Origin of the sequence: Nakamurella sp. (assembly GCF_048594475.1) — a bacterium.
GTDB lineage: Bacteria > Actinomycetota > Actinomycetes > Mycobacteriales > Nakamurellaceae > Nakamurella.
Genome location: NZ_JBMDXT010000487.1, coordinates 1 through 10821, shown reverse-complemented (window position 1 = coordinate 10821; position 10821 = coordinate 1). Strand labels below are relative to the sequence as shown.

9 protein-coding genes and 1 pseudogene are annotated in these 10821 nt (G+C 74.3%); 6 read left to right on the top strand and 4 right to left on the bottom strand.

Features of this window, described 5'->3' with window-relative positions:
• Nucleotides 1-77: 77 nt before the first annotated feature.
• The gene (locus ACOJUF_RS22185) at nucleotides 78-815 is read left to right on the top strand and encodes an aspartate/glutamate racemase family protein (protein ID WP_420123985.1); all 738 of its coding nucleotides are present in this window, start codon (nucleotides 78-80) and stop codon (nucleotides 813-815) included.
• 32 nt (nucleotides 816-847) lie between these two features.
• A complete protein-coding gene (locus ACOJUF_RS22180) occupies nucleotides 848-1606 on the top strand; it encodes a GntR family transcriptional regulator (RefSeq protein ID WP_420123984.1) in 759 nt (252 codons plus the stop codon).
• Between the two features lie 35 nt (nucleotides 1607-1641).
• On the opposite strand, the gene ACOJUF_RS22175 is transcribed toward ACOJUF_RS22180, so the two are convergent.
• The 4 genes from ACOJUF_RS22175 to ACOJUF_RS22160 all read right to left on the bottom strand — a co-directional run bounded on the left by ACOJUF_RS22175 (nucleotide 1642) and on the right by ACOJUF_RS22160 (nucleotide 6677).
• Nucleotides 1642-2211, bottom strand: a complete 570-nt coding sequence (locus ACOJUF_RS22175; RefSeq protein WP_420123983.1) for a single-stranded DNA-binding protein — start codon at nucleotides 2209-2211, stop codon at nucleotides 1642-1644.
• 131 nt (nucleotides 2212-2342) lie between these two features.
• A complete protein-coding gene (locus tag ACOJUF_RS22170; protein WP_420123982.1) occupies nucleotides 2343-2990 on the bottom strand; it encodes a GNAT family N-acetyltransferase in 648 nt (215 codons plus the stop codon).
• Between the two features lie 28 nt (nucleotides 2991-3018).
• The gene (locus ACOJUF_RS22165) at nucleotides 3019-5109 is read right to left on the bottom strand and encodes a cytochrome c oxidase assembly protein (RefSeq protein ID WP_420123981.1); all 2091 of its coding nucleotides are present in this window, start codon (nucleotides 5107-5109) and stop codon (nucleotides 3019-3021) included.
• 146 nt (nucleotides 5110-5255) lie between these two features.
• Entirely contained in the window at nucleotides 5256-6677 is a 1422-nt protein-coding gene (locus tag ACOJUF_RS22160; protein WP_420123980.1) for a PLP-dependent aminotransferase family protein, read from the bottom strand.
• Here ACOJUF_RS22160 and ACOJUF_RS22155 point away from each other — a divergent pair.
• The 4 genes and pseudogenes from ACOJUF_RS22155 to ACOJUF_RS22140 form a co-directional block, all read left to right on the top strand.
• Nucleotides 6676-7590, top strand: a pseudogene (locus tag ACOJUF_RS22155) (DMT family transporter); the annotation flags it as partial. The gene ACOJUF_RS22160 and the pseudogene ACOJUF_RS22155 overlap by 2 nt on opposite strands.
• A 216-nt stretch (nucleotides 7591-7806) precedes the next feature.
• A complete protein-coding gene (locus ACOJUF_RS22150; protein ID WP_420123979.1) occupies nucleotides 7807-9393 on the top strand; it encodes an MFS transporter in 1587 nt (528 codons plus the stop codon).
• A 20-nt stretch (nucleotides 9394-9413) separates the two neighbouring features.
• A complete protein-coding gene (locus ACOJUF_RS22145; RefSeq protein WP_420123978.1) occupies nucleotides 9414-10607 on the top strand; it encodes a sensor histidine kinase in 1194 nt (397 codons plus the stop codon).
• Nucleotides 10604-10821 (top strand): response regulator transcription factor (locus tag ACOJUF_RS22140; protein WP_420123977.1); only part of this gene is annotated, 218 nt, incomplete at its 3' end. The genes ACOJUF_RS22145 and ACOJUF_RS22140, both read left to right, overlap by 4 nt.

The following is a 10821-nucleotide window of genomic DNA, read 5'->3' as shown; positions in this document are numbered from 1 at the left end:
GTCCACCCGGGTCGTTCGGTCCGCCGACCACATCCGACCCATCCAATCCGTTCCGCTTCCGATCCCGAGGACCAGCCGTGCTCATCAACGTGATCAACCCGAACACCACCGAGTCGATGACCGAGAAGATCGGCGCCGCCGCCCGGGCCGTGGCCGCCGCCGGCACCACCGTCCGGGCCGCGAACCCGACCATGGGGCCGGCCTCGATCGAGAGCCACTACGACGAGGCGCTGGCCGTCCCCGGTCTGCTGGAGCAGATCGCGGCGGGCGAGGCGGCCGGGGCGGCCGGCCACGTCGTCGCCTGTTTCGGCGACCCGGGCCTGGACGCCGCCCGCGAGCTGGCCCGCGGCCCGGTCGTCGGCATCGCCGAGGCCGCCATGCACACCGCCTCCTTCCTCGGGCGCGGCTTCAGCGTCGTCACGACGCTGGGCCGGACCACCGGCCGGGCCTGGGAGCTGGCCCACCGCTACGGCATGACCGGCTTCTGCCGGAACGTCCGGGCGTGCGAGATCCCGGTGCTGGACCTGGAGATCCCCGGGTCCAACGCCCGCGAGACCATCACCCAGGAGTGCAAGCGGGCGGTCGAGGACGACGGCGCGGACGTCATCGTGCTGGGTTGCGCCGGCATGGCCGACCTGTGCCGCTCCATCGCCGAGCAGGTCGGCGTGCCCGTGGTCGACGGCGTCGCCGCGGCCACCAAGACCATCGAGTCGCTGGTCGCCCAGGGCCTGGCCACCAGCACCCGGTCCGAGTACGCGCCCCCGCCGGCCAAGGATTACTCCGGCCTGCTCGCCCGATTCACCGTCGGAGGGTGAATCCGCCCCCGGCGGGGGGCGACAATGACCGGATGGTCCAAGCCGCGGCGAACGTTCCCGACCCGGCCCGGCGCGCGCCGGAGCCGTCGTCCCTGATGGGCATCCTGCGCGCCGAGCGGGCCGGCCTGGGCCAGCAGGCGATCCTGACCGAGCTGCGCCGGGCCATCCTCTCCGGCGACGTCGCCCCCGGCACCCCGGTGCCGGTGGACGAGGTCGCCGACGTGTTCGGCGTCAGTCGGATTCCTATCCGCGAATCGCTCAAGACGCTGATCGGCGAGGGGCTGGTCGATCACCAGCCCCGGGCCGGGTACACCGTCGCCCGGCTGACCCCGCAGGAGTTCCGCGAGCTGTACATCGTCCGCGGCGTGCTGGAGATCGCCGCCCTGTCCGCAGCGGTCGACTCGGCCGGCCCCGACGACGACACGACGGCCGTCGAGGCGCTCGACCTGCTCGACCGGGCGATGCGCGACCAGGACTACCGGGCCTACCAGCGGGAGAGCCGCCGCTTCCACGAAGCGCTCACCGCCCCGTGCCGGATGCCCCGGCTGATCCACATGATCGAGCTCGTCTGGAACATCACCGAGCCCATCCAGCCGATGGCTCACATCCGGCAGCGGGACCGCGACGATCTGCACGGCGAGCACCGGGAGATGCTCGAGGCCTTCCTGGCCCGCGACCGGGGGCGGCTGCTGGCCATCGCCCGGCGGCACATGGACGAGCTGGAGAGCACGGTCTCCGACCTGTCCACGACGGGCCTGTTCGACCAGTCCGGCGGGCCAGGGGCCGGCTGACGGCCCCGCCTCCGGTCCCGGGCGATACCACCGGCTCAGCCGCTGCCGACGAGCTCCCCCGACCGGTCGGGCCCGGTGTCGGCCAGGCCCCAGGGGTCGTCGTCGAGGTCCGGTTCCGGCGGGAGGTCGACCGCACCCGGCTCGACACCCGCGGAGCCGTTCCCCGGCCCGGCCTCGCCCGCCGCCGGAGCACCGTCCGCCGCGCCGGGGCCGGTGTCCCGCGCCCCGTCGCCGAACCCGTCGGGCTGTTTCCGGGCGATCCGGGTGCCGACCTTGCCGACGTCCAGGCCGATCGTGTCCGCCTTGACCTCGGTGAAGAACTGCGTGACGCCCTGCTGATCGGCGAAGCGGCGGGTGGAGATCCGGCCGGTCACCACCACCGGGTCGCCCTTGCGCACGACACCGAGGACGGCCGTGGCCAGTCCCCGCCAGCACAGGACGCTCACCCCGAACTCGTCCCCGTCGACCCAGTCCTGGGCCAGGCGGTCGAACCGCCGTTCGGTGGCCACCACCCGGAAGGTGACCCGGTCACCGGTGGCTCCGGAGGACAGCTGCGGGTTGGTACCGACCCGCCCCACCAGCGTGATCGATGCGGCATGACTCATGTGGCGCCCCTCGTCGTGATCGGGCCGGATGTCCCCGGCGGTCGATCACGACGCTGCCAGCCGGCCGGCCCCGCCGCGACGGGCCCGCTCCGGATGTGGACGGAATCCGGACATGGGGACCAACGGCGGGGTCAGTCGCCGGACCCACCCGCGCCAGCGCTGCCCGCCACACCGTCGGGCGCGGGCGCGCCGGCAGGCCTCGTCGGCCACCGGCCGGCACCGGCGGGCCCGGCGGGTCTGGAGAGGTCGTCGAACGGCGCGGCGTACCGGAACGCCCCGGCCGGGGACGGACCGTCGGTCAGCACCAGCGCCTGGAAGTGCTCACCCCAGGCCGGGTCGGGCGGGGTGATCCCGGCCGCCGCCGCCGGGCGGAAGCCGAACCGGCCGTAGAACACCGGATCGCCGAGCAGCACCAGGGCCGGCTCCCCCGACCGCCGGGCCCGCTCGATCACTGCCGTCAGCAGCGCGGTCCCCACCCCCGTGCCCTGCTCGGCGGGAGCCACCGCGACCGGGCCGATGCCGGGCACCGGCCGCCGGCCCCCGGCCGGGTCGGTGAGCGTTCCGTAGCTGCTGGTGAGCTGGCCGACCACCCGGCCGTCCCGCACCGCCACCAGGCTCAGCCGGGGAATCCAGGCCGGATGGCGACGCAGCGCGTCGTTCAGCCCGACCTCGACCGCCGTTCCGGTCGGGGTGCCGTCGGCGGCCGGGAAGGCGGCGGCGATCACCTGCTGCACCGCGACGGCGTCCGCCGGCTCCTCCGGCCGGACCTCGATCGTCACGGGGCCCGTCGTCCCCGGGCGAGCACCGTCACGGGGCGTCGGTGTCGGCGCCCGGCCGGCGGCCGTCCCGTTCGGCCAGCTGGGCCAGCATCCGGTTGTAGGCGTCGAGTTCCTCGTCGGCGCCGCGGTTGCCCGCCCGGTCCGAGCGCCGGGCCTCCCGCTCGTCGCTGCGGGCCCACTGGGCCAGCAGCGCGATCAGCACGATGATCCTCGGCAGCTCGGTGGCGCCCCAGGCGATCGCCCCGCCCAGCCGTTCGTCGCCGACCAGGTCGGTCACCCAGGGCAGGCCCAGCCCGCCGAAGTAGTCCGCCGCCATCGCGCTGTGCGTGTTCATCAGGGCCAGGCCGAAGAACGCGTGAAACGGCAGGGCGCCCAGCAGCATGGCCAGCTTGACGAACGGCGGCAGCTGCCGCGGGGCCGGGTCGACCCCGATGATCACCCAGTAGTAGAGGTACCCGACCGTCAGGAAGTGGATGCCCATCCAGACGTGACCCACGTGCGAGGTGATCATCACCTCGAACAGCGAGGTGAAGTACAGCGAGTAGAACGACGTCACGAACAGCACGAACACGATGATCGGGTGGGTGATGAACCGCATGAACCGGCTGTGCATCACCGAGACGATGCCCTCGCGCAGCCCCGGCACGCCGTCGCGGCCGGCCGCCGGCAGCGCGCGCAGCGCCAGCGTCACCGGCCCGCCGAGGACCAGCAGAATCGGCGCGATCATGCCCAGGATCATGTGCTCGATCATGTGCAGGGAGAACTGCGCGACCGCGTAGCGGGCCAGCCCGGAGGACGTGGCCACCAGCACCATCGCGCAGCCGACCAGCCAGGCCGCGGTCCGGCCCGGCGGCCAGTGGATGCCCTGCCGCCGCACCCGGCGCACCCCGATCAGGTAGACCACGGCACCGGCGATCGCCGCGGTGCCCAGCAGCCAGTCGAACCGCCAGTCGAACAGCAGCGCGCCGAGCGTCGGCGGGCCGTCCAACGGGTACCCCAACGCCAGCTCGAGATTGCCCGGCGCGACGCCGGACGGCGGCGGGGTGGCCGTCCGGGCCAGTGCGGAGGCCACCCCGACGGTCGCGGCCATGATGAGCACCTCGACCACGGCCAGCCGGATCAGCGGCCGGCGCTCACCCCGGGCGATCGCCGGCAGGGTGCGCCGCCGGTGCACGGCGCCGATGACGCCCAACGCGATGAGCAGCGCGGCCTTGAGCAGGACCAGTCGCCCGTACACCGAGGTCCACAGGTCGGACACGTAAGTGATCCGCAGCCAGGCGTTGCCCAGGCCCGAGGCCGCGACCACGACGAACGCGATCAGGGCGATCCCCGAGTAGCGCCGGGCCACGACGTCCAGGTGGTCGACCCGCTGCCGGGCCAGACCGAGGAAGGCGATCAGCCCGCCGACCCACAGGCTGATGCCGACGAGGTGGTAGATCATGCTGTCGACCGCGATGTCGTGACTGCCCGCGGACGCCGAGTGTCCGGAATCGGCCTGCGGGACGAGGGCCGCGAGGGCCACCACCAGCAGCACGGCCGCCCAGCCCGGGTGCAGCACGGCCCGGGCCAGGATGGCGATCAGCAGCGCGGCGAGGCCGGCGATCAGGGCCGCCCGGACGCTGTTGAGAATGGAGATCCCGCTGATGACCATGTCCGCGGACAGCGACTGGTCGACGGGCCGGCCGAGGCTGTCCGACAGGATCAGCGGGATCAGGCTCAGCGAGCCGGCCGCCCACACCGTCGCCGAGAGGGACGCCGCCTTGATCGCCCGGTACCCGCCGACGTCCAGGAATCCGTTGCGTTGGGCCGGGGCCAGCCAGGCGGCCGCGAGCAGCCAGCCGACCGTCATCGCCGCGGCGAGGTCGACCACCGCCTTCACCACGGGGAGGGCGAGTTCGGTGAACCGGCCGGCCGACGGCAGGCCCGGGATGTCCACCCGCGCCGGCACGATCGCGGCGAGGGCGGCCGCGACGCACCCGGCGATGAGGACGGCGGCGAGGGTCACCGCGGTCACCGACCACGGATCGCGGCGCGGTCCGGCCGGTTCCGGATTCGGGGTCTGCTCGATCGGCTCGGCCGGTGTCACGTCACCGGCGTCGGGCGACGTCCACTTCGGCACGGTCCCACGATACGTCGCGACCCCCGTGCCCGAGACCGACCCGGGACCCGACCCGCGATCGTCCGGCGCGCTCGCCGGACCCGTCCCGGACACGTCCACCACCCGTCGCGGCCACGTCCCCGGCCGGTCCCGGGCCCGCCCCCGGCCTATCCCCCGCCGGACCGGCCGGCGTCGTCGAGCACCCGGCCGAGGATGCGCGCGGCCTCGTCGAACCGGTCGGGGTGTTCCCCGGCGTAGTTCAGCCGGATGAACGGGCCGGCCGGTTCGGCCGGGAACCACTCGGTGCCGGCGGCCACGATCAGCCCGTGCGTCTGGCAGTCCCGGACGACGCCCTCGACATCGGTGCCCTCCGGCAGCCGCACCCACAGGTTCAGCCCACCGAGCGGTCGGTGCTCCACCCGGGCGGCCGGGGCGTGCCGGTCCAGGCTCTGCCCCAGCAGGTCGCGACGGGCGCGCAGCTGCGGTCGCAGCGCCCGCAGGTGTCCGCGCCAACCGGGCTGGGTGACGACGTCCAGCGCCGCCGCCTGCAGCACGCCGCTGACGTACATCGACTCCGCGGCCCGGTCGGCCAGGATGCGCTCGCGGGCCGGCCCGCGGGCGATGACGGCCGCCACCCGGACCGCGGGCGAGACGCTCTTGGTCAGCGAGCGCAGGTAGATGACGTGACCGTCGTCGTCCAGGGCGGCGACGGGGTGCGGGTCGGCGTCGATGGCCAGGTCGTGCGCCCAGTCGTCCTCGACCAGAAAGGCGCCGCGCCGGCGCACCACGTCCAGCACGGCCGGCCCGAGCGCGGCCGGCCACTGCGCGCCGTCCGGATTGGCGAACGTCGGCTGCGCGTAGAACGCCCGGGACCCGGTCCGGGCCAGCGCCCGGTCCAGCTCCTCCGGGTCCGGACCGGCCGGCCCGCTGGGAATCGGCACCAGCTCGACCGCCGCCTGCTCGGCGGCCAGGATCGCCCCCCAGTAGGTCGGCGACTCGATGAGCAGCGGTCGACCGGGGCCGACCACGGCGCGGAAGATCGAGCTCAGGCCGCTCGGGCTGCCGGCGACGACCAGGGCGTCGCGCGGCGCCGCGGCAGTGACGCCGGCCGGGGCGGCGGCGGCGAGTTCGGCGGCGAACCAGGCCTGCAGTTCCGGGTGTCCCGCGGCCGGCGTCCGGGTCATCGCCGCCTCGGACCGCGCGGCCCGGGCGAGCGCGGCCCGGACCAGCCGCTCCGGCAGCAGGTCGCGGGCCGGATAGCCCGAGTGCAGGCCGATCGCGTCCGGCGCGACGGTGCGCTGGGTGGACGACAGCGCGAGCCGCCGGTGCGGAGCGCCCAGGGCCGCCGTCTGCCAGCCGTAGTCCGCCACCCGTGGGCCGCGGATCGACCGGACGAAGGTGCCGACGCCGGGCCGGCTCTCCACCAGACCCAACCCGATCAGCTGCCGCATCGCCTTCTGCACGGTCACCGGACCGGCTCCGTGCCGGGCCATCAGCGCCCGGTTGGACGGCAGCCGGGCACCGGCCGGGGCGGTCTCGATCCATCGCCGCAATTCCCGCACGATACGGGAACTGCTATCGTCATCCATGACAAGGCATGATAGCGCTATCGGGTCACCGACCGTCGTGTTACCGGGCCGGGTCGGGGTCGTCTGGGGTCTGGTGGGCGTGGTGGCCTTCTCCTTCACCGTGCCCTTCACCCGGATCGCGGTCGGCGGGATGTCGCCGTTGTTCATCGGAGCGGGGCGGGCGGTCGTCGCCGCCGTGCTGGCCGGCGTCGCCCTGGCCGTCACCCGGCAGCGACCCCCGACCGGCCGGCAGTGGGCCCGGCTGGCCGTGGTGGCCGGCGGCGTCGTCGCCGGGTTCCCGCTCCTGACGTCGTTCGCGCTGACCATGGTCCCGGCCGCGCACGGCGCGGTGGTGATCGGACTGCTGCCGGCGGCGACCGCGGTCATGGCGGTCCTGCGCGGCCAGGAACGCCCCGCCGCTCGGTTCTGGGTCTTCGCCGGCCTCGGTGCCGTCGCCGCCATCGCCTTCGCCGGCCTGTCGAACGACGGGCCCGCCCGGCTGCATCCGGCCGACCTGCTGCTGTTCGCAGCGGTGCTCGCCGCCGCGGTCGGGTACGCCGAGGGCGGCCTGCTGGCGCGGGAACTCGGGTCATGGCCGACCGTCTCCTGGGCGCTGGTGCTGGCCGCCCCGCTGATGGCCGGGCTGATGACGCTGTCGATCGTCCGGCAGCCACCGGCCGGGACGCCGGCGCAGTGGGCGGCGTTCGGATACCTGGCCGTCGTCAGCATGTTCCTGGGGTTCTTCGCGTGGTACCGCGGGCTGGCCGTCGGCCCGATGGCCCGGGTCAGCCAGGTCCAGCTCGTGCAGCCCGTCCTGAGCATCGGGTGGGCCGCGCTCCTGCTGGGTGAACCCATCGGCGCGGCGACGGCCCTGGGCGCGATGGCCGTCGTCGGCGCGGCCGGCCTGGCCGTCCGGGTGCGGTTGGCGCCGCCGCCCGGGGCGCCGGGGCGGCCGACCGTCCCGCGGCCACCGGCCGGCCCACCACCGGCGGTGCCGAGCCGGGCGGCCGTGTCGTCCGATCGGAGGACATCGGGTCGGACCGGACGGTCGTCCCGCCGGGGCGGGGTCCGGACGGACAGTGGGAGCCGTTCGGGACGAGCGGTCCCGGACCGGTGACCACCCGACCCCCACCCTTCACCAGGAGCACCCATGTCCGCCACCACCCGGGCCCCCGGCCGGCTCGCCCTGGCCGGGCTGATCGTCGCGGTCTCGATGACGACGATCGACCAGACGATCGTCGCGCTGTCCGGCCCGACGATCGAGTCCGACCTCGGCCTCAGCCACGATGCGATGCAGTGGGCGGTGAACGTCTACCTCATCGCCACTGCCGCGTTCTTCCTGCTCGGCGGCCGGCTCGCGGACGTGTTCGGGCACAAGCGGATGGCCCTGATCGGCATCGCCGGGTTCGGCCTGACCTCGCTGCTGTGCAGCCTGGCCCCGACCGGCGACCTGGCCGGGGCCTGGCTGATCGGATCCCGCGCCCTGCAGGGCGTCGCCGGGGCCATCATGTTCCCGGCCGCGATCGGCCTGGTCGTGCAGGGCTTCTCGCGCGAAGGCCGGGCCCGGGCGATGGCGACGTTCTTCGGCATCACCGGCGCGATGACGGCCATCGGCCCGATCGCCGGCGGCCTGCTGGCGCACTGGACCTGGCGCAGCATCTTCTGGATCAACCTCCCGCTGGCCGTCGTGTCGTTCGCGATCGTCGCGGTGGCCGCGACGCCGAACGCCCGCCGTCGTGAGTCGATCGACCTCGCCGGCGCCGCGGTGATCGCCGGTGGCCTCGGCCTGATCGTGTTCGGCCTCCAGCAGGCCGGCGCCTGGGGCTGGACCAGCCCGTGGGTGCTCGGCGGCATCGTGGTCGGTGCCGGCCTGGTCGCGGTGTTCGTGCTGATCGAGCGGCGCTCGGCCCAGCCGCTGGTGACGCTGGGCGTCTTCGCCTCGCGCGGGTTCTCGCTCTCGGTGCTCGCCTGCCTCTTCGCCTCGATCGCCTTCGTGTCGACCTTCTTCTTCCTCAGCGTGTACGGGCAGGTCTCGCTGGACCTCAGCGCGCTGGACACCGGCCTTCTGTTCCTCAAGTTCTTCATCGGCTTCGTCCTCGCCGCCCAGGTCGGTTCCCGCCGCTTCGACCGGGTCGGGGCCCGCAGCGTCCTGGTGCTCGGTGGCCTGATCGGCACCGCCGGCTTCGCCTGGTTGGCCGTCGAGGTGACCCGGATCCCGGCGGACGCCGGCACCTTCGTCAACCCGCAGACCTGGCCGATCGTGATGGCCGGCGCCGGGATCGGCTTCATGCTCAGTGCCGCGTCCACCGATGCGGTCAACCGGGCCATCGGCGCCTCCTACGGTGAGGTGACGGCCATCTCGCAGACCATGCGCAACTTCGGCGGCGCGCTGGGCCTGGCCATCTTCACCACGGTGGTGACCACGGCGCTGACCACCCGGTTGGCGGACGCCTTCACCGCGCTCGGCGCCCCGGCCGGGACCGCCGAGTCGGTGGTCGCGCAGATCAGCGGGACCGCCGGCGGCACTCATTCCGGGCTCTCGCAGCTGCCATCGGCGATCCAGGAGCAGTTCGTGACGGCGGTCCGGCAGGGCTATGCGGACGCGGTGTCCTGGGCGTTCGTGGGCTGTGCGATCGCGATGGCCGTGGTCGGGCTGGTCGGGCTGGCGTACCCGAGGGGTCAGGTGTCGGCGACCTTCGCCGACGAGGACCCGCCCGCCCGGACGCTCGCGGCCTGACCCCGGTTACGGTCGATCCCATGGCGCAGGACAGCGGCACCGAGCTGGGCGACGACGTCCACGGCTGGCTGGTGTTCTACACGCTGGCGACCGCGGGCACCGTCGCCATCATGCTGGCCAACGCCCAGGGCCAATGGCCGCGCACCGCCGCAGCCATCGCCCTCGTCGTCGGGACCCAGCTCGGCTACCTGCTCGGCGCCCGGCCCGGCAGGGCCCCCCTGCGCGGCGACAGCCGGCGGGCCTGGATCTTTGCGGTGGTGGCGACGGCGGCCTTCGGGGTCGCCGTCGTGCTCAACCCGTGGAGCGCCATGTCGCTGTTCGCGCTCACCCCGGAACTGTTCCTGCTCTTCACCTTCGGCCGGGCCGCCGCGGTCATCGTCGTGCTGAACGCCCTCTGGGCCGGCACCACCCTGGTGCTCGAACCGACCACGGTCCGCGACGCCGTGCAGCAGGTCGGCCTTTCGTTGTTCGTGGTCACCTTCTCCCTGTTCTTCGGGAGCCGGGTGGTGACCATCGCGGATCGCAGCGCCGAGCGGCTGCGGCTGATCGACCAGCTGCGCGAGCGCGAGGCCCAGGTCAGCGCACTGTCCGCCGCTCGCGGCGCCGAACAGGAACGCACCCGGATCGCCCGCGACATGCACGACACCCTCGCGCAGGGATTCACCTCGATCCTGACCCTGGGCCACGCGGCCCGCACCGAGCTGGACAGCGACCCGGCGGCCGCCGGGCGGCACCTGGAGATGATCACCCGCACGGCCGCCGAGAATCTGGCCGAGTCCCGGCGGATCATCCGCGCCCTGACCCCGGCTCGGCTCGACGGGGCCAGCCTGCCCGAGGCGGTCGACCGGATCGTCGCGCACTTCCGCGAGGAGACGGACCTGCCGGCCCGCGTGGTGATCGAGGGTCAGGTGCGGGCGGCCGGGCCCGCGGCCGAAGTGGTGGCGCTGCGGGTGGTGCAGGAGAGCCTGGCCAATGTGCGCAAGCACGCCAACGCCCGGTCCGTCGAGGTGCAGCTGTCCTACGCGGGCGATTCGGTCGAGATCGGTGTGCGGGACGACGGCGCCGGTTTCATCCCGGGCAGGACGGTCGCCGGCTTCGGCCTGGCCGGGATGCGGTCCCGGGTCGCCGAGGCCGGGGGCGATCTGGACGTGCGCTCGGTCCCGGGTTCCGGCACGTCGGTGACGGCCCTCATCCCGCTCGGACCGGCGGCATGATCCGGCTGCTGCTGGTCGACGACCACCCGCTGGTGCGCGAGGGAATCCGCGGCATGCTGGCGGCCTACCCCGACGTCGAGGTCGTCGGCCAGGCCGCCAGCGGCCCGGACGGGGTCGCGGCGGCGCGGGCGCTCCGGCCGGACCTGGTGCTGATGGACCTGCGGATGCCGGGTGGCGACGGCGTCGCCGCGACCCGGGAGATCGTGGCCGCCGG

What these genes read in the sequence shown, in the direction of transcription:
- ACOJUF_RS22180 (WP_420123984.1), top strand. Translation starts at nt 848, where the DNA reads ATGGTCCAAGCCGCGGCGAACGTTCCCGACCCGGCCCGGCGCGCGCCG.
- ACOJUF_RS22175 (WP_420123983.1), bottom strand. Translation starts at nt 2,211, where the DNA reads ATGAGTCATGCCGCATCGATCACGCTGGTGGGGCGGGTCGGTACCAAC.
- ACOJUF_RS22160 (WP_420123980.1), bottom strand. Translation starts at nt 6,677, where the DNA reads ATGGATGACGATAGCAGTTCCCGTATCGTGCGGGAATTGCGGCGATGG.
- ACOJUF_RS22150 (WP_420123979.1), top strand. Translation starts at nt 7,807, where the DNA reads ATGTCCGCCACCACCCGGGCCCCCGGCCGGCTCGCCCTGGCCGGGCTG.
- ACOJUF_RS22145 (WP_420123978.1), top strand. Translation starts at nt 9,414, where the DNA reads ATGGCGCAGGACAGCGGCACCGAGCTGGGCGACGACGTCCACGGCTGG.